Annotated in this window: 17 protein-coding genes; 12 read left to right on the plus strand and 5 right to left on the minus strand. The window is 67.4% G+C overall.

Annotated features, from left to right (window positions below; translation table 11 throughout):
- Positions 1-40: 40 nt before the first annotated feature.
- Both CYFUS_RS11605 and CYFUS_RS11610 read left to right on the plus strand, forming a co-directional pair.
- On the plus strand, positions 41-5,428 hold the full coding sequence (locus CYFUS_RS11605) for a trifunctional serine/threonine-protein kinase/ATP-binding protein/sensor histidine kinase (protein ID WP_095985285.1): 5,388 nt from the start codon (positions 41-43) through the stop codon (positions 5,426-5,428).
- A 105-nt stretch (positions 5,429-5,533) separates the two neighbouring features.
- Entirely contained in the window at positions 5,534-6,562 is a 1,029-nt protein-coding gene (locus CYFUS_RS11610) for a pirin family protein (protein WP_095985286.1), read from the plus strand.
- A gap of 18 nt (positions 6,563-6,580) precedes the next feature.
- Here the strand turns inward: CYFUS_RS11610 and CYFUS_RS11615 are convergent, their stop codons facing one another.
- Positions 6,581-7,321, minus strand: a complete 741-nt coding sequence (locus CYFUS_RS11615; protein ID WP_095985287.1) for an SDR family NAD(P)-dependent oxidoreductase — start codon at positions 7,319-7,321, stop codon at positions 6,581-6,583.
- A 122-nt stretch (positions 7,322-7,443) separates the two neighbouring features.
- Here CYFUS_RS11615 and CYFUS_RS11620 point away from each other — a divergent pair, with 122 nt between their 5' ends.
- Positions 7,444-8,331 (plus strand): AraC family transcriptional regulator, encoded by an 888-nt coding sequence (locus CYFUS_RS11620; RefSeq protein ID WP_198316545.1) that lies wholly within the window; start codon positions 7,444-7,446, stop codon positions 8,329-8,331.
- 37 nt (positions 8,332-8,368) lie between these two features.
- On the opposite strand, the gene CYFUS_RS11625 is transcribed toward CYFUS_RS11620, so the two are convergent.
- Positions 8,369-9,382, minus strand: coding sequence for an endonuclease/exonuclease/phosphatase family protein (locus tag CYFUS_RS11625; RefSeq protein WP_095985288.1), 1,014 nt, complete (start codon positions 9,380-9,382; stop codon positions 8,369-8,371).
- A 234-nt stretch (positions 9,383-9,616) separates the two neighbouring features.
- Between CYFUS_RS11625 and CYFUS_RS11630 the strand changes: the two genes are divergently transcribed.
- Genes CYFUS_RS11630 through CYFUS_RS11645 form a run of 4 tightly spaced genes read left to right on the plus strand, consistent with a single transcriptional unit; the run spans position 9,617 to position 12,601 of the window.
- Entirely contained in the window at positions 9,617-10,075 is a 459-nt protein-coding gene (locus tag CYFUS_RS11630) for a DUF2127 domain-containing protein (RefSeq protein WP_095985289.1), read from the plus strand.
- Between the two features lie 21 nt (positions 10,076-10,096).
- Positions 10,097-11,029, plus strand: coding sequence for a hypothetical protein (locus CYFUS_RS11635; protein WP_198316546.1), 933 nt, complete (start codon positions 10,097-10,099; stop codon positions 11,027-11,029).
- 7 nt (positions 11,030-11,036) lie between these two features.
- Positions 11,037-11,609: an imm11 family protein gene (locus CYFUS_RS11640; RefSeq protein WP_095985290.1), complete on the plus strand. Its 573-nt coding sequence runs from the start codon at positions 11,037-11,039 to the stop codon at positions 11,607-11,609.
- Between the two features lie 14 nt (positions 11,610-11,623).
- Entirely contained in the window at positions 11,624-12,601 is a 978-nt protein-coding gene (locus CYFUS_RS11645) for a type VI immunity family protein (RefSeq protein ID WP_095985291.1), read from the plus strand.
- A gap of 34 nt (positions 12,602-12,635) precedes the next feature.
- Here CYFUS_RS11645 and CYFUS_RS11650 read toward each other — a convergent pair whose 3' ends face one another.
- A complete protein-coding gene (locus tag CYFUS_RS11650) occupies positions 12,636-13,385 on the minus strand; it encodes a hypothetical protein (protein ID WP_095985292.1) in 750 nt (249 codons plus the stop codon).
- A gap of 112 nt (positions 13,386-13,497) precedes the next feature.
- Positions 13,498-13,641 (minus strand): hypothetical protein, encoded by a 144-nt coding sequence (locus tag CYFUS_RS50520; protein ID WP_157758390.1) that lies wholly within the window; start codon positions 13,639-13,641, stop codon positions 13,498-13,500.
- Positions 13,642-13,839: 198 nt separating this feature from the next.
- Between CYFUS_RS50520 and CYFUS_RS11655 the strand changes: the two genes are divergently transcribed.
- The 4 genes from CYFUS_RS11655 (at position 13,840) to CYFUS_RS11675 (ending at position 19,033) form a co-directional block, all read left to right on the plus strand.
- Complete coding sequence (locus CYFUS_RS11655; RefSeq protein ID WP_232537503.1) at positions 13,840-14,076, plus strand: hypothetical protein; 237 nt, start codon at positions 13,840-13,842, stop codon at positions 14,074-14,076.
- Between the two features lie 67 nt (positions 14,077-14,143).
- A complete protein-coding gene (locus CYFUS_RS11660; protein WP_095991949.1) occupies positions 14,144-14,569 on the plus strand; it encodes a VOC family protein in 426 nt (141 codons plus the stop codon).
- A gap of 660 nt (positions 14,570-15,229) precedes the next feature.
- Positions 15,230-17,647, plus strand: a complete 2,418-nt coding sequence (locus CYFUS_RS11670; RefSeq protein WP_198316547.1) for a DEAD/DEAH box helicase — start codon at positions 15,230-15,232, stop codon at positions 17,645-17,647.
- A gap of 12 nt (positions 17,648-17,659) precedes the next feature.
- Positions 17,660-19,033 carry a ribonuclease H-like domain-containing protein gene (locus tag CYFUS_RS11675; protein WP_095985294.1) on the plus strand — a complete coding sequence of 458 codons (1,374 nt, stop codon included), beginning with the start codon at positions 17,660-17,662 and terminating at the stop codon, positions 19,031-19,033.
- A 1-nt stretch (position 19,034) separates the two neighbouring features.
- Here CYFUS_RS11675 and CYFUS_RS11680 read toward each other — a convergent pair whose 3' ends face one another.
- Positions 19,035-21,152, minus strand: coding sequence for an FUSC family protein (locus CYFUS_RS11680; protein ID WP_095985295.1), 2,118 nt, complete (start codon positions 21,150-21,152; stop codon positions 19,035-19,037).
- Positions 21,153-21,410: 258 nt separating this feature from the next.
- On the opposite strand from CYFUS_RS11680, the gene CYFUS_RS11685 reads away from it, so the two are divergent.
- Positions 21,411-22,631 (plus strand): cyclic nucleotide-binding domain-containing protein, encoded by a 1,221-nt coding sequence (locus CYFUS_RS11685; protein WP_095985296.1) that lies wholly within the window; start codon positions 21,411-21,413, stop codon positions 22,629-22,631.
- The last annotated feature ends 138 nt before the right edge of the window (positions 22,632-22,769 follow it).

Genomic DNA, 22,769 nt, shown 5'->3' on the forward strand with positions numbered 1-22,769 from the left:
CAGTGTGGGAACGCGATGGTACGGTCGTGCTTTTGGACCGATGAATCCAATGACCGGGTATTTCATCCAGGAAACGCTGTTCACCAGCACCAGGTCCATCGTCTACCGGGCGATGCGAACCGCGGATGCTCGGCCGGTGGTTCTGAAGGTGCTGAACGCGCAGTTCCCCAGCACCGAGCACGTGGCCCGGCTCCACCGCGAGTATCGGCTGACGCGGGCGCTCGCGATGGACGGGGTCATCCAGGTCCTGGGCCTGGAGCGCTTTGGAACGAGCATGGCCCTCATCCTGGAAGACTTTGGCGGCCAATCGCTTGCTCGCCTCCTGGGAGGTCGCTCCCTGGAGCTGCCGCGCTTGCTGCGCATGGCACAGCGGCTCGCGGACATCCTGGGTCACGTGCACCAGCACCAGGTCATCCACAAGGACATCAATCCTTCCAACATCGTCTGGAACCCAGACACCGACGAGCTCAAGCTCATCGACTTCGGTATCGCCACGGAGTTGGTGCGCGAGACCCCGGTCGTCCTCGGGGCCCACGTACTCGAGGGAACGCTGCCCTACATGTCGCCGGAAGCCACGGGCCGCATGAACCGGGCCATCGACTACCGCACCGACTTCTACTCGCTGGGCGTCACCCTCTACGAGCTTCTCACCGGCAAGCTTCCCTTCTCCGCCACCGACCCGATGGAGCTCGTCCACTGCCACATCGCGCGGGTACCGGTGCCCCCCCACGAGCTGGTGCCCGGCCTGCCCGCCGCCGTCTCCCAACTCATCATGCGCCTGCTGTCCAAGCGGGCAGAGGACCGCTACCAGAGCGCCTTCGCGTTGGGGCGCGATCTCCGGCGCTGCCTGGACGAGGTCCAGGCCACCGGCCACATCTCGTCCTTCGAACTCGGGCGCGGTGACGTGTCCGATTCCCTGCAGCTCCCTCAGAAGCTCTACGGGCGTCAGCGGGAACTCGACGCGCTGCTCACCCACTTCGACCGGGCGGCCGAGGGGCGGGCGGAGCTGGTGCTCGTCGCGGGCTACTCGGGGATTGGCAAGAGCGCGCTCGTGCACGAGGTGCACAGGCCCATCGTGCAACGCCGGGGATACTTCGTCTCCGGCAAGTTCGATCAGTTCAACCGGAACATTCCCTATGACTCCCTCATCCAAGCGCTGCGGGAGCTGATGCGGCAGCTCCTGACCGAGCCCACGGAGCGCCTGAATCAATGGAAGGAGCAGCTGCTGGGCGTACTGGGTCCGAATGCCTCCGTCATCATCGACGTCATCCCCGAGGTCGAGTTCATCGTCGGAGCGCAGCCACGGGCCCCCGAGCTGCCGCCCACCGAGGCGCAGAACCGCTTCCATCTCGTCTTCGAGGGCTTCGTGCGCAGCTTCGCCGGGCCGGAGCACCCGCTGGTGGTGTTTCTCGACGACCTGCAGTGGGCCGACCTGCCCTCGCTCAAGCTGCTCGAGCGGTTGATGACCGATCCGGGCACGCGGCACCTGCTCCTCGTGGGGGCCTACCGCGACAACGAGGTGGGCACGTCGCACTCGCTCCTCTCTCTTCTCGAGGAGATGCGCGCGGCCGGTGCCACCGTGAGCACCATCACCCTCGGCCCGCTGGACCGCGAGCACTGCATCGAGATGCTCGCCGACACCCTGGGCCGCGCCCCCGCGGACGTCGAGTCCCTGGCGGAACTCTGTCTGCGCAAGACCGAGGGCAATCCCTTCTTCCTGGGACAATTCCTGCTCTCCCTCTCCGAGGAGGGACTGGTCCACTTCGACGCACGGGCTGGCAGGTGGGCGTGGGACATGGACCGCCTCGTCCACACGCCCATGACGGACAACGTCGTGGAGTTGATGGCCACGAAGATTCAAAAGCTTCCGGCGGATGCGCAGCGAGTGCTCTGGCTGGCGGCGTGTATCGGCAACAGTTTCGATCTCAAGACCCTCTCCATCGTCGACGCGCGCACGCCTGGGGAAACAGCGGAGTCACTCTGGGCGGGATTGCGCGAGGGGCTCGTCCTGCCCGTGGGAGACGCTTACAAGTTCATCGAGGATCGCTCCGCCGCCGCGGCCTTCGTCGAGCGGGAGACACCAGGTGAGAGCGCCAGGGTCGTCTACCGCTTCTTGCATGACCGGGTGCAGCAGGCGGCCTACTCGCTCATCCCCGAGGACAGCCGGCGGGAGGTCCACCTGCGGATCGGCCGTCTGATGCGCTCGGCGCTCAGCAAGGGAGAGCGTAACGAAGAACTCTTCACCATCGTGGGGCACCTCAACCTTGGTGCGGAGCTGATCACCGGGCAGGCAGAGCGGGACGAGCTGGCGGAGTTCAATCTCATGGCCGGGCGCAAGGCGCAGTCCTCCGCCGCGCATGCGGCCGCGCTGGGTTATCTGGAGAAGGGGCTCTCGCTCCTGGGCCCGGAGCGCTGGACGCGGTGTTTCCCGCTGGCGCTCCAGCTTCACACCCAGGCGGTGGAGGTGTGCTTCTTGAGCACGGACTTCCCGAGCATGGAGCACCACTCCGACGAGGTCCTTCGACACGCTCACGGCACGCTCGACCTGGTCCGGGTCTACGAGATGAAGATCCAGGCCTATGTCATCCAGAACCGGCTCAAGGACGCGGTCTTGGCCGCACGCCGGAGCCTGTCGCTGCTCGGTATCGAGTTTCCGGACCAATCGACCTCCGAGGATGTACGAGCCGCGTTCGCCAGGACGAAGGCCCTCATCGGGGAGCGCCGCATCGAGGATCTCATCGACCTGCCACCGATGACGGACCCGAAGATGCTCGTGGCGATGCGGATCTTCACGAGCATCGCCACGACCACGTACGTTGCCGCTCCGGATCTCTTCCCCCTCGTCGTGCTTCGCCAGATCGAACTCGGGCTCGAGCACGGCAACACGGGGGCGTTGGCCTACGGCTATGGCACGTACAGCATCCTCCTCGCTGGCTTGCTGGGGGATATCGACTCCGCCCATGCCTCGGGAAAGCTGGCGCTGCGGCTGCTCGAACGCTACGAGTCCCGGGAGTATGCCCCGCGCACCCGTTATCTTTGGAACATGCACATCGAGCACTGGAAGGAGCATCTGCGCGAGTCTCTGCGCAACCTCCAGGAACTCTACCAGACGAGCTTGGAGGTCGGAGACCTGGAGTTCGCCGGATGGAGCGTGATGTTGCGCCAGACCCACGCGTTCTTGTTGGGACAGGAACTCGCGGAACTAGACCAGAGCACCGCCAGATGGCTCCAAATCATCGTGCAGCTCAAGCAGGAGAGCGCGATCTACTACACGAGGATCATGCACCAGACGGTGCAGAACCTGAGAGGCCTGTCCGAGAACCCGTGTCTCCTCATCGGGGCCGCGTACGACGAGCGGAAGATGTTGCCCCTCCACCTCGAGGCGAACGACGCGTTCGGCCTCGCCACGCTCTTCATCTACAAAATCCAGCTCTGCGTGCTGTTCGGTCAGCCCGCCGAGGCGCTCGAACACTCCGCGAGAGTCGAGCGTTACCTGGGCGCGGTATTGTCCACGGCGTTCGGCTTCGGCATCCACTTCTTTGACGCACTCGCGCGCCTGGCTCTCTTCACTGGGATGTCTCCCGAGGAGCGCGAGCACGCGATGAAGCGCATCGACGAAAACGTGGAAAAGCTCGAGGCGCGGGCCCACCACGCGCCGATGAATTATGGGGCCAAGCACGCCTTGCTGGAGGCGGAGCGCCACCGCGTGCGCGGCGAGGTGGAGCAGGCGCGCAAGGCGTACTACCGGGCCATCTCCCTGGCTCGCGAGCACGAGTACCTCAACGACGAGGCGCTCGCCACCGAGCTCTTCGCCACCTTCCTACGCCAGCAGGAGGAGTTCGAGGTCTCGCGCTTCTTCCTGGCCAAGGCGCGCCATCTCTACCACCTGTGGGGCGCCGAGGCGAAGGTCCGGGAGCTGGATCGCGCCCTGCCGGAGCTGCGCGCGGTGTCGGCGCCCTCCAATGGGACCACCACCGCTGCTCCGCGCACCTCCATCAGCACCACCTCCTCCACGCAGGATTCCCATACTTCGCGAGCACTCGATCTGGTGAGCGTCGTCAAGGCCTCGCAGGTCATCTCCGGCGAGGTCGTCCTCACCGAGCTGCTCAAGAAGCTGGTGCGCATCGTCGTCGAGAACGCCGGGGCCCGCTCTGGCCTGCTCGTGCTCGAAGGCGGGCGGCCACTCGTCGCCATGGCGCAGATCTCGCTCCAGGACGAAGCGAACACGGTCACGCTCCACGAGAACCTGGAACAGCTTCCGATTGGCTTCTCACGCGCCATCATGCGCTATGTGGAGCGCACTCACACGGTGGTGGTGCTCGGCGATGCCTCCCGGGCCGAGGGCTTCCAGTCGGATCCCTACATCCGCGAGCGCCAGCCCAAGTCGGTGCTGTGCATGCCCATCCTCTACCAGAAGAAGCGCGTGGGTCTCCTCTACCTGGAGAACGAGTTGCTGGCCAACGCCTTCACGCCCGAGCGTTGCGAGGTGCTCGAACTGCTGGCCGCGCAGAGCGCCATCTCCCTCGAGAACGCCAAGCTCTATGACACCCTGGAGGCGCGGGTGAAGGATCGCACGCGCGAGCTTTCCGAGGCGCTGCGTACCCTTCGCGAGACGCAGAAGCAGCTCGTCCTCCAGGAGAAGCTCGCCTCGCTCGGCGGTCTCACCTCGGGCATCGCCCACGAACTCAAGAATCCGCTCAACTTCGTCAACAACTTCGCCCAGTCCGCCATGGGCCTCATCGGCGAACTTCGCGAGGAGCTCCACGGCCAGCGCGACACCCCGGCACAAGGGCGTGCCCAGGTGGTGGACGAGGTGCTCGATGAGCTGTCGCTCGCCGCGACGAGAATCTCCGAGCATGGTTCGCGAGCCGATCGCATCATCCGCGCGATGCTCGAGCATGCGCGCTCGGGTTCCGGCAGACCCAGCCGGGTGCGCATCAACGAGCTCGTGCAAGAGCACGTCAACCTCACCATCGTGGGCCGTGATTCCCGACCAGGGGCCTCCATGCTTGGAGCGGTGCTCCAGGAGGATTACGACGAGCGCCTGGGCAACGAGCTCGTCACGCCGGAGAACCTCGGGCGCGTCATCCTCAACCTCACCAACAACGCGCTCTACGCGCTCTCACTCAAGAAGAGCGCGCTGGGCGAGTCCTTCACCCCCGTGCTGGCCGTGAAGACGCGCGATCTGGGGGACCGGTTCGAAATCCGCATCCGGGACAATGGACCGGGCATCAGCGCGGCGAGCAAGGAGAAGATCTTCACTCCCTTCTTCACCACCAAATCCTCTGGCGAGGGCACGGGACTGGGCCTGTCCATCAGCCACGACATCGTGGTGCAGGGCCACGGCGGCACGCTGGAGTTCACGAGCGAGGAAGGCCAGTTCACGGAATTCGTGGTGACGCTGCCCAAGCGTACGGGCGACGGTTGAGCGGCGTGTTCCGGGGACCGCTACGGGGTGTCTGGAAGTGCCCCGAATCAAGAAGGGGCATGCCGCATCAGATGGAGACAAAGCCCCGTGATAAGAGGACCCGCCATGAAGAGCCCCATCCTCCAGACCCTGCCCCTTGGCTCACCCCCTTGGGTGACCGCGGATCCGTTCCTGTTCTGCGTGCACCATGACGACCACTACCCCGCCGGTAACGAGCATCTGGGACCGGAGGCCTCGCTCGACGGCCGCAACCTGGGCCAGGACTTCGCGGGGAAAGACGGCTGGAGCATGTACCACGGCGAGCAGGTGCCGGGCTTCCCCGGGCACCCGCACCGCGGTTTCGAGACGGTGACGCTGGTGCGCAACGGGCTCATCGACCACTCGGACTCGCTCGGCGCCACCGCGCGCTTCGGCCACGGCGACGTGCAGTGGTTGACCGCGGGCGCGGGCATCGTGCACTCGGAGATGTTCCCGCTCGTGAAGAAGGGCGAGCCCAACCCCACCGAGCTGTTCCAGATCTGGCTGAACCTCCCGGCCGAGGACAAGCACGCGCCGCCCCACTTCTCGATGCTCTGGAGCCAGGACATCCCCCGCCTCGCGTTCACCGACGCGGCGGGCCGGCGCACCGAGGTGACGGTCGCCGCGGGGGAGCTCGAGGGCCGGCGCGCGCCGCCACCTCCGCCCCGCTCGTGGGCCTCGCGTCCGGACACGGACGTGGCCATCTGGACCGTTCGCCTCGAGCCCGGCGCGACGTGGACCCTTCCGCCCGCGAAGAACCCGCGCGCCCAGCGCACGCTCTACTTCTTCGAGGGCGAGGCGCTGAAGGTCGCGGACCACGTCTTCCGTGAGCACCAGATATTGGCCGTGCAGGGCGACGTCCCGCTGCGGCTCGAGGCCATGGGCGGCGCGGTCGAGGTGTTGATGTTGCAGGGGCGCCCCATCGGGCAGCCCGTCGTGCAGTACGGCCCCTTCGTGATGAACACCCGCGCGGAGATCCAGCAGGCGTTCAACGATTACCAGCGCACGCGCTTCGGCGGCTGGCCGTTCGGGAAGGACGACCCGGTGCACCCGCGCGAGGAGGGCCGGTTCGCGCGGCACGCGGACGGCCGCATCGAGCGGCCGGCTCCGCGCTGAGTCGCCGTCCCCCCAGGCTCAGATGATGTAACCACCTGAGAGCTCGATGCACTGGGCGTTGACCCAGCGCTGGTCTTCGCTGAGCAATGAAGCGATCACGCGCCCCACGTCGTCCGGCTCACCGATCCGACCGAGTGCCGTTTGTGACGCGAGCAGGGCCTCGAAGTCCGGGCTCAGCCCGCCTGCGAGATCGGTGCGGATCGGGCCGGGTGACACCGCGTTGGCGCGGATCCCCCGGGAACCGAACTCCTTGGCCATGTAGCGGGTGAGCGTCTCGAGCCCCGATTTGAAGGCTGCATAGGGTGCGACGCCCGCCGTTGCCACACGGGTGGTCACGCTCGTGACGTTGATGATGTGCCCACCCGCGGCGATCAACGGGAGCAGTGTCTGGGTCAGGAAGAACGGCCCCTTGAGGTGCACGCCGAACAGCCCGTCGAACTCGGCTTCGGTGACTGTCTCGATTGGATTGTAGAGTCCATATCCGGCGTTGTGGACGAGGATGTCGAAGGTGTCTCTCCCCCAGCCGCGCGCCACCGCGGAGAGGGCGTCGCGGAAGGCCGCGAAGGAACCGACATCACGCACGTCGAGCTTCAAGGCGGTTGCCCTGCCGCCCTCGGCTTCGATGTCACGGACCACCGACTCGGCGCCCGTGGGATGGCTGTTGAAGGTGACGACAACGCCGACGCCGCGTCGGGCAATCTGAAGGGCGGCACTTCGTCCGATGCCGCGGCTACCACCGGTGATGACTGCGATCCTCATGTGTGCTCCTCGCGTGATGTGGAGCCACGAACGTAGGAGTTGGGTGCGCCGGAGGGTACGTGGGATCCGGTCGCGTTCTTGCCTGATCCTGCCATGGGCCGCCGCGCCCACGCGGATGAGGCATGATGGTGCCCGTGGATGCCCTGGACGAGCTTCGCGAGTTGACCGCCGTCGCCGAGAACCGGCGCACCGAAACCGGTATCCCCAGGGTCGCCATGGTGCGGGGCAAGGTGCCCGAGCACGAGCTCGCGGCCGTCTACGAGCCGATGATCAACCTCATCCTCCAGGGTGCCAAGACGATGACCATCGGTGAGCGAACGCTGCGCTACGACCCGGCCACGTATTTCGTGATGTCGGTCGACCTGCCAGCCGTCGGAACCGTGCACCAGGGAGGTGCTGGGAGGCCCTACCTCGCGGTGAGCCTGTCCCTCGAACCGCGAGTCATCGCCGAGGTCTTGGCGCATGCGCCCCAGCGCGTGGGCCGTGGCGCGGGTTTCGCCGTGGCTTCGGTCTCCGCGGAGCTTCTCGACGCGTGGACGCGGCTCCTGCGGCTGATGCGACGACCCGATGAGATCCCGGTGCTCGCTCCCCTCTACGAGCGGGAGATCTTGTTCCGCGTGCTCCAAGGACCACAGGGGCACCTCCTGCGGGAGATCGCGGTGCCCGACTCGGCCATCTCGCGGGTGCGGCTCGCGATTCAGTGGATTCGCGAGAACTACGCGCGGCCTCTGCGGACCAAGGGACTCGCCAGGATTGCCGCGATGAGCGAGTCCGCCTTTCACAGGCACTTCAAGTCCGTCACCACGATGAGCCCGCTTCAGTTCCAGAAGCGGCTCCGGTTGATGCAAGCGCGCTCCTTGCTCGTCGAAAGTCTCACGACAGCCTCCTCGGTGGCGTTCGAGGTCGGCTACGAGAGTTCGTCGCAGTTCAATCGGGAGTACTCGCGCTTCTTCGGCCGCCCACCGGCCACGGATGCGCGAGAGGTCCGAGCGCGACTGCAGCGGGGGTGACCCGCCGCATCGGTGGACAGGGCGACTCGTCGGCGGCTCACGGGGAGGCTCGGCGGGGGGGCGGCTCCGTCAGCCGGAGGGTGGCCACCACCTGGCCATGGTCGGACTGGATGCGGTCGGGCCGCTCCCGGCTCAAGGTCCGGTCCACGAGGTGGTCATTGAAGTAATGGACGTACTCCACCTCTCCCATCCGCTTGGGATTGAGCCGGCTGAACTCCTGGGAGACGTAGATTTGATCCAGGGTGTCGTAATAGCCGTTGTAGATGTGGCTGTAGCTGACATCCCGCCGGGTGTTCTGACGCGCCTGGATGTCGAAGGCGTTGTAGAGCAGCACGTCCCAGATGGCCTGCTTCTCCTGGGGGGGCAGGTGATGGACGGGGGGCGTGCCCGAGACGATCACCGTCGTCACGGACAAGGCGGAGTCGTTCAGATCTCCGAGCAGGACCACGGGGTGCTTCGTGCCCTCCATCAGCTTGAGCAGGATGCAGCGCAGGGCGTAGGCCTCGGCGGCTCGGACCATGAGGGCGCGTGCGCTCCCCAGGGCGAGGTTCTTGGCGTCCGACTCCGTCTCCTCGTCCAACATCGGGCGCTTGGACTTGAGGTGCGCGACGAGCACGCTCAACTCCTGGCCCTCCGGCAATCTCAGGTCGGCCTGCAACACCGGACGGGAGAAGGACTGGATGGGATCGGGAATCCCGGAGACCGTGAGCGCGAAGCCATCTGGAAAAGCCTGGTGGGTGATCGTCCGGACGACTTCCAGTGAGGTGGCGAGCCCCACCTGGGGTTTGTTCTGCTCCTGGGTCGCGACCATCACGTGCAGGGGTGCTGCCCCCGGGGGCGCTCCCGCCTGGACGGCGTCTTTCAGCGCATCCAGATGCCACACCTCCTGGAAGCCGACGATCTCGGCATCCATCCTCCGCAACTGACCGCCAATCCAGGCGATCTTGTTCGCGTACTCTTCCTTGCTGAACGGTCTGTCGTTCGGATAGGTCACCTGCCCCGGCAGGGCGAGATTGAGCACGTTGAACGTCCCTACCTTGAAGCGCGACATGGCTGACTCCTGAACTCGAATCCCGGTGCGCGGGCGGCGCCCCGTCCCCTCGGAGAAGACCTCCGCTTCGAGCGAGTGTACGGTTTTTCCCGTGGCGACGCATGGGCGGCGCGGGAGTCCCCTGGAGGTGGACGGTCCAGGCTATGAAGTGCTCGACACATTTCGGGGAGCGAGAGGGTGAAGACAGAGCGCAGTGGGCCGGACTCAGACCAGAGGGCACCCCGGACGTTGGGCATGTGGCTGATCATCACCTACAAGTTCGTGAAGGCCGGCTTGATGCTCGGGCTGGCGATCTGGCTCACGACCGATCCGGAGGCGGTCTACTTGTTCGGGCAACGCGTTGCCCACGAACTCGTCGAGGCACGGCCCTTCATGGTACGGCTCGGGAACTGGCTGCACACGCACCTGACGAAGCATGTGATCGAACGTAGCGCCCTGGTGGCCTGGCTGGATGGGGTCACCACGGCCCTCGAGGGCACATTGCTCCTGCTGGGAAAACCCTGGGGGGAATGGCTCGTCGTGATCGGACTGTCCTTGTTCCTGCCCTTCGAGGTCTATGAGGTGATCCACAAGCCAGGCGTGGGCAAGGCAATCGTGCTGCTCCTCAACGCCGCGATCGTCGTGTACCTGGTGTACGAGCTGCTCTTCCCGGCCCACCGCGCCCGTTCGCGGCAGGTGCCTCCGGCCGGGTAGGGTGGTGACGTAGTTGCTGGCTTGGGCACCCTCCTGCCCAAGCAATCTTCCCGGTTGTTCAGGAGCTTGCGCTCGAACTGCCCCAGCGCTTCCTGGAAATTCTCAACCCACTACGATGCACCCGACACCTTTCTCGGCTTGCTCCTGGAGGACACCATGAGAGTCTGCGGGCTCTTTGCGCTGCTGCTGCTCGCGTCAGGATGTGCGACAACGCGGATCGTGAAACTGGATACGGGGAGGGAAACGCCCATCGTCTATACGCCTGTCGAGTCCGAGCAGGTTGAGATCGACGACGAAGAGTTCAAGAGCGCAGTGACACAGTTGGTGCTCGACATGGAGCTGAGCGTCTTGCTCGAGGGAGACGAGCAGGAGAATCATCGTTCGTTGCTCGCCACAGCCGGAGGAGTTGTCGACGGCGTGCAGGGTCGAACCGTGCCTCCATCGTATGAGCGTATTTGCCAGCAGCAGATCGACTCAGCGACTTGCCTGAGCCTGCTCGCGGGTGGGTTTACATTGGCGCCGAAGGAGCGGTTCCTGATGGCGCTCTTCTTCGCGTTCGATACCGTCTGGGATGGGGTGGAAGATGCAGTGAGGGACTTCGCTAATCCCGCGGCTCTTCGGGCAATGGTGGTATCAATCGTCGGGACTGCGCTTGTCATGCTCGTTGCGCCCGAGCCCATCACGAAGTTCATCGCGATGGGACTGACGGCGTCCCTGATCGCGTACCTGGGTACAGGTCCCGTGTGGAACCTCGGACAAGGATTCCTGCGACTCCTGGAGGAGTCGAAAAACGCGCACGGCTTTCTGGAACTGGAGAAGTCCGGGCACCGTTTCGGAAGGGTGCTTGGCGACAACGGGGCACGTGTTCTGGTCCTCGTAGCGTTGACGGCCATGGGTGGAAAGAAACAGGGCACGGAACTGCGAAAGCTCATCACCAAGAACATTGAGGGATGATTCATTTATGGAGCGAAGATTCTTCCGCCTAAGCATCGATGCGGAAGTGCCAGGGCGCTGGTACTTCTCGGAGCCCACCAACCTTACGGGAGAGGAGATCGACGACATCTGGCAGTTTAGCGACGGTCGACCGGTAGAAGTTCGTGAGAGGATGCGCATTCCGCTTTACCGGCTTGGAAGGCCGCTGGATTTCACCACCGCAGGGGTAGGGCTGGCGCCGATCCTCAGCGAGCGCGTTGCATCAGTGCTGCGCGAAATGGCGACCAGCGATGTTCAGCTCTTCCCGGTCGAAGTCGAGGGACAGAGCGAGCCGTACCATCTCTTGAATGTGGCACGGACGGTTCGGTGCATTGACGACAAGGCCTGTAAGGAAGTGCAGCTCTATACCGCGAAGGACGGGAGGCCAGACCAGATCGGCGAATACCGAGCCATCTCCGGCCTACGCATCGACAAGTCGAAAGTGGGTGACGCTCGGATCTTTCGGCTCTGGGGGTGGCACCCGCCGATCATCGTTGATGGAGAGATCAAGGTGGCTCTGGATAAAACCGGTATCTTGGGGGCGCGGTTCGACGAGGTCTGAGTCGGAATCAACCCATGAGCAGCGCCTATCCTCGAATTCGTCGCCATGAGCAGGGGCCAGCCGGTGATGTGCTCGTGCGGAGAGAGGTCATCCAGCTGGTGTTGTACCTACCGCTCAATCATCATGCGCTCGCGCTTCCCATCCAGCGTGCGCTCGATATGTATCTGGACGCGGTTGGGACGGGGCCCGAGATCTTCTCGGAATACTCCCTGGGGTACGAATCCGCTGTTCTTCACGAGGATAGTTGGTCGAACATCCGCCAGATACTCTCTACTTCGGACGAGGAGTATTTCCTCGATGACGAGGAGGATGAGCAACTTCGCTTGATGCAGCAGAAGAACCAGTGCGACCGGATGGTGGAATTGTCGAGCGAGGAGCGCGGCGTCACCGGTTTCGGTTTCTTCTACTGGGCGCGTCTGTCGTGGCGCGTGCCTCCGAAGAATCAGATGAGTCTGGTGAGCTTTTCCTGGCCCACCGAATACCTGGAGGCGTGTGGTCCCGGGCGGATGCGGGAAGAGATGATGGCGCTGGCCGCGCTGCTGCCCTATGCCTCGGGCCACGCGGGGCTCGCCTTCTCTTCCCCAAACCTCTGGGGACCCTCCATGAAGGACATCCATGAGGATGCGCTGCGCTACCCTGGCCTCGATGTGACGCACGGCCAGCGGGAAATGGGCACGCGCGTTGATGGCGTGCATTGGCTCAATTTCCTGGGCCCGGAAGTGTCGTCCCATGTGGGTGGTGCCGAGGTGCTTCGTTCACGGCTGCATTCCCCTTCCTCCACCGTGCAATCACTCGTGGATGGGCGAGTCCTGGTGTCCCTGGGCCTCGGGCCCGAGGCGGGCGACCTGCGGCGAGGCGACACGCTGCCCGCCTACCGCGAACTGGCGCGCGTGCTCGAGCCCTGGCTCTTTTCCTTCCCGGAGCACATGTCCTGGCGGGACTGTCCTCTCGATGCGGCCCACCGCTGGTGGCGCCGCTTTCTCGACGAATGACTCTTGCTGGGGCCTCTTCACGCCCAGGGGTCGTTCACGGTTTTGCGGACTGCGGCGGGCGGCCCCGGTCCTTCGAGACAGGAAAGTAGCATTTGCCCTGGTACTCGGCCTGGATGGCGGTGCAGGGAGGGCGCCTCTCGAGAGTCACCCAACACCCTCCGTTGATTTCAATCTCATCCAGATCGGGTCTACAGGGAGCCTTCGCCTGATTGCGAAAGGGTTCGTAGGGGAGGGGATAGGCAATGGAGGCTGCCTTGAGCGCACCTGTGTTGGCCAATCCCGGCGCATCGAGTTGAGAGGGTCTCTTCCTTGTCTCGCCCCAAGAGGCGAGTTCCGCTCGCCCCGAACTACCTATCCCATGGAGCCAGACACCCAGCGCGAGCACCGCGGCACCCGCTGCGGCGCACGCGGCCCACCGTCCCCAGGGGCGCACGGCCCCCCGAGCGATGTGGGCCTGTACCTGGGTGCTGCCCTCCACACGCGTGAGGGCGGCGGCCATCTGCACGAAGACGTTCGTCAGCTCCGACACCTGCGCCGAGTCGGGCGACCGCACCACCGTCAATGACATGGAGGAGGTGGCTGGCCGGCAATAGACCCGCACCTCCCATGCTCCTTCGGGCCGCCACTCCACGCCCGCTCCCGGCAGCAGCGTCAGGGCCGCCCTGCCTGTCCATCCATGCCGCGCTTCGTAGAGGCGGCCCAGCTCCGGACCCACCTCCTCGTAGCTCTTGCCGAGCAGGAACGGCCCCTCCCCACTGTTCTTCCCGCGCTCTTCATCCGCCATGTGACGCCCCTTGCTGGACTGTGCCCACACGGCAGCGGATTTGACTGCTGAAGTCAAGTCGAGCGAGATGCCCTGTTGGGTTCAGTGAGCCGGGCGCTGCGGCTTTCGCAGCTCACGGCTTGCCGGACCCCTTGGGTTCTTCCTTCGGGAACGAGACGAGCGCTCGGACCGGGTAGTGGTCCGAGCCTCCCTCGCGCAGCACCCGGGCCTCGGAGAAGGTGAGCCCGCGTCCGAGGATGTGATCGATCTCCACCACCGGAGGACAGGTCCGCGGTCGTGGGGACGCGCGGACGTGGCTCGGGACACGCGGTCCAGTCCGCGTCAGAGACGAGGGCCTGGGGACGTCTCTCGGCGCGAATTCCTGACGAGGAGCAACACGATGGGATGGGCGACTGACGCGGTCAGTGCGTTGACGAGAGGGGAAGAGGTCACGGTCCGGCCGCGAGGCGGCTCCATGCGAGGACGGATCGAGGATGGGCAGCCGGTGACGCTGGGTCACGTGGACCCCGCCGTGGTGGAGGCTGGTGACGTGGTGCTGGTCCGGTGGAGAGGGGGCTTCCTCCTGCATCTGGTGAAGGAGGCCACCGTGGACCGGCTGCTCATCGGCAACAACGTGGGCAGGGTGAACGGTTGGGCGAGCCGCCGGGCTGTCGTCGGACGCGTGGTGCGGGTTCATCCTTTGGGACGGTAATGCTCGGCAGCCCGCGTTACGAAAGGTCTGAACCTTCCCCACTGGACCCCTATCGATGGTGCTACCCATGAACGTCCCGGAAACCTGGCCCGAGGAACTGCCCGTCACGCAGCTGCGCATCGCGCGCCCTACCGACAAGCTGGAGGAAGTCGTCCGCTTCTACGTCGAGGGGGTCGGCTTGAAGCACCTCGGTGGCTTCGAGAGCCACGCGGGTTACGACGGCGTGTTCATCGGGCTTCCCGGGTACGGCGTGCATCTCGAGTTCACCCGCCACGAGGCGGGCAGCCCGTGTCCCGCGCCCACCCGGGACAACCTGCTCGTCCTCTACGTGCCGGACGTGGCCGCGCGGGATGCCATCGTCGCGAGGCTCTCCGTCCTGGGCTACCCACCCGTTGCGCCCGAGAATCCGTACTGGGCCGGGGCGGGCGTCACCGTGGAAGACCCCGATGGGTGGCGCGTGGTGTTTCAGAACACTCGTGGCATCGGGCCTTGAATCCGGTCCAGACAAGTCGAGCTAGAGGCACCACCGGCCTCTCATCATCTCCTGCTCCCTGGCGCCCTCGAAACCTTCCGGGCGGGACGACGGGCAGCCGGGTGGCTCCGGGCCGCCAGCGTCTCTCGTGCCCATTGCTCGTCCTCCTCGTTCTGGATGTGCACCAGATCGCCTCCACAGTGGGAGCACGTCTGGACAGTCCAGCGCTTCACGACTTGAGGACACTGGACGCAGAGCGAGTAGGGCAGAGGGACGGAGTCGAGTGGATCGTTCGGCGCTTCGCGGTGCGCGGGCCCGCTCCGCGAGGACCCTCCCGTGATGATGAGTGACAGCCCCCCCAGGATGCTTCCGGCGCCGAGGAGGATTCCGAGCGCGGCTATTTCGGGCTGCCTGTTCCGGCGGTGCCGGTAATCGTCCTTCGCCTCTCGCGCGAGAGACAGACCCCCGGCCAGGAAGACGGCACCGAACAGGACCGCCACCACCCCGCCTTTGCGGCCCGCGCCGCGAATGCCTTCGATGAGCTCGAGGAAGAAGTCCATGACGGCCCCGTTCTAGTCCGAAGCGCGGGCGGTCTTCTCGCTCATCGTTCCGACAGCAGCGCCCTCGGTGGAGCGTTGTACGTTGCCCCTCCGGGTGCACGCCTGTACAGTGCCCGGCCTCATGAAGCCAGAGAAGGAAGAAGGGGCATTCACCGGGTCCCGGCGCAAGCCTTGGACGGGACCTCGCGGACTCGATGCCGTCCTCCAGGGGTGGCGCGAGAACAACCAGCTCTGGCCAGACATCGTCCTGGACGAGGTGACTCCGGCCCGGCCCGGTGCCCATGCGCCCATCCCCGAGGGCGTGGCCCCCCAGGTGCGCGAGGCCCTGCGTCGCCGCGGCATCGAGCGGCTCTTCTCCCACCAGGCCGAGGCGTACGAGCTGGCCCGCTCGGGCAAAAACCTCGTCATCGCCACGCCCACCGCCTCGGGCAAGAGCCTCTGCTACAACCTGCCCCTGCTGGACCGCTTCGCGCGCGAGCCCCAGGCCCGGGCCCTCTACCTCTTCCCCACCAAGGCGCTCTCGCGCGACCAGGAAGAGTCCCTGCGCGTCTTCATGCGCGAGGCGGGCCTGGATCACGGTGCCATCACCTTCGACGGGGACACCCCGGCGGATGCCCGGCGCGCCGCCCGCGAGCGCAGCGGCGTGCTGCTCACCAACCCGGACATGCTGCACACCGGCATCCTCCCGCACCACGCGAGCTGGGCCCGCCTCTTCTCCAACCTCCGCTACGTCGTCATCGACGAGCTGCACACCTACCGCGGCGTCTTCGGCTCGCACCTGGCCAACGTGCTGCGCCGCCTGCAACGCGTGGCGGCCTTCCATGGCTCCTCGCCCACGTTCATCCTGGCCTCGGCCACCATCGGCAACCCCAAGGCCCACGCCGAGCGGATGCTGGGCCGCGAGGTGGCGCTCATCTCCGAGAGTGGCGCTCCCGCGGGCGAGCGCCGCGTCATGGTCTACAACCCTCCCGTGGTCAACGCCGAGCTGGGCATCCGCGCCAGCTACCTCAAGAGCGCCGTGCGCCTCACCGCGGACCTCGTGCGCGCCGAGGTGTCCACGCTCCTCTTCGCCCAGTCGCGCAACTCCGTGGAGGTGATGCTCAAGTACCTGCGCGACAAGTTCGTGGCCGAGAAGATGGACCCGAACCTCATCCAGGGCTACCGCGGCGGCTACCTGCCCGGCACGCGCCGCGCCACCGAGGCCGCCCTGCGCGCGGGTGAGGTGCGCTGCGTGGTGGCCACCAACGCGCTGGAGCTCGGCATCGACATCGGCTCACTGGACGCCGTGGTGTGCGCGGGCTACCCGGGCTCGGTGGCGGCGCTCATGCAGCGCTTCGGCCGCGCGGGCCGTCGGGGCGCGGGCAGCCTCGCGCTCCTGGTCACCTCCAGCGCTCCGTTGGATCAGTACCTCGCCGCCGATCCCCGCTTCCTCACGGGCGCTCCGGTGGAGCACGCGCGCATCGATCCGGACAACGTGGAGATCCTCGTGCAGCACCTCAAGTGCGCCGCCTTCGAGCTGCCCTTCGCCGAAGGCGACACCTTCGGGGACGTGCCGGCCGAGTCCGTGACGGACGCGCTCGGCTACCTGTCCCAGCACGAGGTGGTGCACCCCTCGCCCGGCCCCGAGGGCCGCAAGATGTTCCACTGGTCCTCGGACGCGTACCCGGCCAACCACGTGTCGCTGCGCAGCGTGGGCTGGGACAACGTGGTCATCATCGAGCTGGGTACGGACCGCACGCTCGCGGAGATGGACTTCCGCTCGGCGCACACCATGCTGCACGAGCAGGCCATCTACCAGCACGAGGCCGAGCAGTATCAGGTCGAGCGCTTCGACTACGACAACCACAAGGCCTACGTGCGCAAGGTGGCGCCGGACTACTTCACCGACGCGATGACCTACGTGCGCGTCAACGTCATCCAGGAGGACCAGGGCGCCCCCATGGGTCCCACGCTCCAGGCGGGCATGGGCGAGGTGAGCGTCATCGAGAAGGTGGTGGGCTACAAGAAGATCAAGTTCCACACCCACGAGAACGTGGGCTACGGCGAGGTGGCCCTGCCGGAGATGCAGATGCACACCACCTCGCTCTGGCTGACCGTGCCCGAGTCCGTGGTGCGCTCGTTCGGCGCGCCGCGCCCCGCCGTCATCGACGCGCTCCGGGGCATCGCCACCGCGCTGCGCACCGTGGCGTGCGTGGGGCTGATGATCGATCCGAGGGACCTGGGCAAGACGCTCGGGAGCAAGGACGACGCGGACGGGCCGCCGCGCAAGGACGGCGGCGTGGGGTTCGATCCGACCATCTTCCTCTACGACAACATCCCCGGCGGCGTGGGCCTGGCGGCGCGGCTGTTCGATCAGCGCGAGGAGCTGTTGCGGCGCGCGCGCCGGCTCCTGGAGGGGTGCGCGTGCGAGGAGGGTTGCCCCGCGTGCATCGGCCCGGCGGCGGGCTCCTTCCCAGGCAGTGCTCCGGTGGAGGATCATCCGCGCAAGCGGCTCGCGCTGGAGATCCTCTCGGCGCTCGGCGTCGTGGCCCTGCAATAGGCGAGGTGCACCGTGGACTTGAAGCGCAAGCTGGCGCGACTCGGCGGCGTGGGTCCCGGGGGCAAGCCGGGCACGTCCGCGACTCCGGCTCCGGCCGCTCCCGTGGTTCCCGTGCCCGCCCCCGCCGTGGAGCCCGAGGCGCCCTCGGCGGAGCAGGCCGCGCGCGTGGCCATGCTGCGTCGGATGCTCGGAGAGCTGACCGAACGTCACGGGACGGCGCTCCGCCGCGGTCCTCCGACACCTCCTCCGGGTCCTCTCCCCGCCGAGTCCCGGACGACGCCGCATGGGGTCATCCACGTCGCCGAGCGTCTGCTGTCTCCGGAGCACCACCATGGAAGCGCGCCGCTCGCGGAGGCGCTGGACGCGGAGGCCTCTCTGGTGGCGAGCCTCGCGTTGCAGCCGAGCCTCGCGGGCGTGGACTTCCAGCGGATGCTCTTCCTGGACACGGAGACGACGGGGCTCGCGGGCGGCACGGGCACGGTGCCCTTCCTGGTGGGCCTCGCCTGGTTCGAGGGTCGCTCGTTGCGCGTGCACCAGCTCTTCCTGCGCCGGCTGGGCGAGGAGGCGCCGCTCCTGCGCGAGCTGGCCGCGCGCATGGCCCAGGCCTCGTGCCTCGTGACGTTCAACGGCAAGAGCTTCGACTGGCCGCTCCTGCGCACCCGCTTCGTGCTCAACCGCGTGCCCGTCCCCGCCGAGCTGCCGCACCTGGACCTGCTGCACTGCGCGCGTCGCGTCTTCAAGCACCGGGGCAGCGGGACGCGGCTGGTGCACCTGGAGGAGCAGGTGCTCGGCTTCCACCGGGTGGGCGACGTGGATGGGGCGCTCATCCCGGAGCTGTACTTCCGCTTCCTGCGCGGCGCCGAGGGCTCGGCCTTGACGCCCGTGCTGGAGCACAACGTGAATGATCTCCTGCTGCTGGCGGCCCTGCTGGGCCTGCTGGCGCGGCGCTTCCGGGCGAGCGGCGCGGAAGGGAAGGACCCGAGGGACCTGCTGGGCTTCGCGGGCGTGGCGCTCCGGGCGAGAGATCCCGAGCGGGCCCTCGCCTTCGCCCAGGCCGCGGCGGCGGGAGACTCGGGCGCGGTGCGGGCCGAGGCGCTCGCGCTCGCCTCGCGGTTGTCGCGCCGGGGCGGGGATGTCCGCACGGCGGTGGCCAACCTGCAGCGGGCGCTCGCGTCGGCCCGGAAGGAGCAGACGGCTCCGCTCCACTTGTCCCTGGCGAAGCTGTACGAGCACGGGCTCAAGGATCTGCCGCGTGCGCTCCACCACGCCCGTCTCTGCCCGCCCGCCGAGAGCGGCGAGGCCCTGCGCCGCCGTGTCGAGCGCCTGGAGCGCAAGCTGTCCAAGGCGACGCGCGCATCCACCCTGGACCTGGGCGAGCCGCTCTGAGCTAGGCCCGCCAGGGCACGAGTACCCGGGGAGTGTCCTGGTCCGTCCTGGCCAGGTGCGTGAGCATGTCATCCACGCGCGTGAGCCAGTGCAGGAGGCGGAAGGGGCTGGCGGTGCCCCGGCGGGCGGCTTCCTCGGGCGCGAGGCGGTGCCGGGCCTCCTGGATGAGCGTGGACGCGGGCTCGACGCGGGGAGGCGCCTCCTGGCCCAGCGCGCCCGCCAGCACCCGGGCGTTGTTCGCGAGCCGCTCCGCCGCCTCGCGCAACAGCTCCCGCGACGCGTCGTTCATCTCCATCAGCCCACGTCCCATCTCCAGGTGCCGCACGGACAGGACGAGCTCGGACACGGTCCGCAGGGTGTTCGTCGCGCGCGGGGTGAAGTGCCGGAGCCCCCCGGTGAGCGGTTGCGCCGCGGTGCGCAGGTCGCGCAGGCGCGCGTCCAGCACCCGCGCGGAGTCGAGCAGCCGGGCTGGATCCGTCTCCGGGGTGCGCTTCACCACGGCCTCCTCGAGGTACTCGCACACCGCGTCCAGTACCTGCCGGGCGGACGTCTGGATCTGCGCCGTGGTGCGCTCGGGGAAGAGGATGAGGGCGATGACGGCGCCGATGACCGCGCCAATCACCGTCTCCTCGATGCGCAGCAGGAGGAGCGCCGGAGTGAAGCGGCCGAGCAATCCATAGAGCACGGACAGGAGCGTGGTGAACCAGAACACCATCCACGCGTAGGAGATTTGAATCAGATAGAAACCGAAGAAGACGCACACGAAGATGCTCACCAGCTCGATGCCGGCATGGCCACTGACGGCCCTGGCGAGGAACAGTCCGGCGAGCACGCCGAGTACCGTTCCCAGCACCCGCGCCCAGGCGCGCTGCAACGTGTCTCCCCGCGAGCGCGTGCGCGTGAAGATGACGAAGGCGGTGATGACGGCCCAGTACCAGCGCTCGGCGGACACCGCGTAGCCCACCCCCATCGCGATGACGCTCGCCACGGTGATTTGGATGGCCTGGCGCGTGGAGGGATGGAGGCCCGTGCGCGCGAGCGGGCCCGGCGCGGCCTTGCCCGCGGGTGTGGCGGCCGGCTCCGGGACGAGCGGAGGATGCTCGCGGGGAAGCCGAGCGGAGGCCTCGAGCAGATCCGTCAGGGCCCGGTGGAGGCGCTGGGCATCCACCCGGCCCCGCTCGTCTCCGGGTGCTTCCCGCACCCGGTCGAGGTACGCCCTCATCGTTCGGGCCGCCGCGGGATCCCGGTCGCGGATGGCGACCCGCGCCGACACCAGGGCCTGGCGGATGTCCGCTCGCGCCCCCGATGACAATGCGCCCGAGTCGACCACCTGCTGCACGGAGCGGAGCACGCGGTTGGCGGCGAGCTCCAGCTCGAAGAGCTGCTGTCTCAGGTCCGAGTGGCCACGGGAGGCCAGGTCCTCCACCGCGAGCGCCGCGTCACTCAGGCGATCGGCCTGCCGGAGCAGCCGGCGCAACAGGGCACAGGTCATCCGGGGCTGCTCGGGGATGTCCGCGAGCTCCCACAGCACGACGTCGATCGTCTTGCGAAAGGCCCGCACGGTGCGCCGCAGGGCGTGGTCGGGGCGGTCCGGGACGAGCACGAAGCGCACCGTGTACGCGATGCCGACGGCGACCACCATGGCCCCCGCGAGCGCGGGCACCTGCGAGAGCTGGGCGTGGAAGAAGAGGGCGTTGAAGAAGGAGAAGAAGCCAATCATCCCGAGCGCCAGGCCCCGGGGACCGAACCTGCGCACGAAGGTGGAGACGAAGATGGTGACGGCGAAGGCCGCGGCGCCGAGCAGGGGCACCTGGGCGGCGAGCGTGCCCAGGACGGACGAGGTCAGCGCGGGCACGAGGAGGAGCGCGGTGGTGAGGCGCTGCTCCCGGGGTTCCGGGTCCGTGGCGATCTGCGAGCCCATCATCGCCACCATGGTGCCCACCAGGGTGACGGTGGGTGGCTCTCCGAGCAAGCGCGCCAGCCGGGAGAGGACGAGGGCGGCGAGGCCCGCGCCCAGGGCCGCGCGCAGACCCTTGCGCAGCCGTCCCAGGTCGGGGTCGGAGATCACGAACAGGTCCCACAGGTGCGTGGGATTCAGGCGGTGCTGGAGATGTCGCAAGCCATTCCTCCGCCGCAAGGGTGCGGATGGAAGGCCGGCTCGTGCACGCCCGTTCTCCTGGCCGCCTGGGCTCCGGGGAGGCGTGAGCCGCTCGAGAGGGCCCGTACCGGGAGGAGGCTTCGCGCGGGGCAGGTGTGACGCACCTCACTCGCTGGCTGTGGACGCCATCACATCGGGCGCGCCCCTTCCTCGTGCACTGTCTCCTCATGAACGCGGGCCGCCGCTGACGCGGCCCGATATCGCAGGGGGAGGCACGCCATGGTCGAGACGCTTCGTGAGCACAAGGACAACGCCGCTCAACTCTTCGCCAGCGGGCAGTGGGAGGCGGCACTCGCCGAGTACCGGTACATCACCCGGGCCGCGCCGGAGGACCTGGCCAGCCGCCAGAAGGTGGCCGAGCTGCTCCAGCGGCTGGGGCGCAAGCAGGAGGCCATCGAGGCATACACGGACGTGGCCAAGGCCTGGGCGCGTCAGGGGTGGCTGCTGCGTGCCATCGCCTTGTGCAAGCTCATCCTCCAGCTCGAGCCGGGCCATGGTCCCACCCAGCGGTTGCTGGCGGACTTCCACGCGGGCCACTCGGAGCCCCGGCCCCGGCTGATGCCCTCGCCCGCGGTGTCCGCCACCTTCCAGGAGTCGCACGGGGAGGGCGACGAGGTGCTCCCGCGCATCCCGCTCTTCTCGAAGCTGAGCCCGGAGGCGTTCCTGGCGGTGGTGGAGGAGCTGAGGCTCAAGCCCTTCGAGTCGGGGGCCGCCATCATCACGGAGGGCGAGGTGGGCCAGTCCCTGTTCGCCATCGTGGAAGGGCGCGTGGACGTGGTGCGTCAGGGGGATGGTGGGCAGAACCGCAAGGTGGCCTGCCTGGGCGAGGGCGACTTCTTCGGGGAGATGGCCTTGCTGTCGGATGCTCCGCGGCTGGCGAGCGTGGTGGCCGCCACGCGCACCGTGGTGTTCGAGCTGACGCGGGACCAGGTGGAGCGGCTCGCCGAGCTGCATCCCTCCGTGGCGCACATGCTGCGGTCCTTCTACCAGGTGCGGCTGCTGGCCAACATCCTGCGGGGCAACCCGCTCCTGTTCGCCCTCACGCCCCTGCAGCGCGAGGCCATGACGAAGGCCGTCCAGTTCCACGCGGTGCCGGCCGGCCAGAGCCTGCTCGTCCAGGGACAGCCCGGTGACGCCCTCTACCTGCTGCTCCGGGGCCAGTGTCGCGTGGTCCACCTGCTCCCGGATGGTCACGAGAGTCAGCATCCGTCGCTGCACGAGGGCGACATGTTCGGCGAGCTCTCCGTGCTGCTCGGCCTGCCCGCCACCGCCTCGGTGATCGCCGACACCCCCTGCACGCTGTTGCGGCTGGCACGCGCGGACGTGGAGCGGCTCATCGTGATGAACACCGGGCTGCGCGAGGCGCTCTTCCGCTTGAGCTCCGAGCGTCTCCAGCGCACCGCCCAGCTCGTGTCCAGCTACGAGATGCTCGGGGCCTGAGCCATCCTCGGCGCAAGGTGGTGGGCTGGTCCATGTGCGAGCACATCGACCGGCACCTGGTGCTCAATGGCATCTCAACCCTGCTGTCCAACGTCACTGGGGCAAGCCCATGCTCAGTCCGACAGAGTTGACAGGGCA

The sequence above is a fragment of the Cystobacter fuscus genome (assembly GCF_002305875.1).
Taxonomy (GTDB): Bacteria; Myxococcota; Myxococcia; order Myxococcales; family Myxococcaceae; genus Cystobacter; species Cystobacter fuscus_A.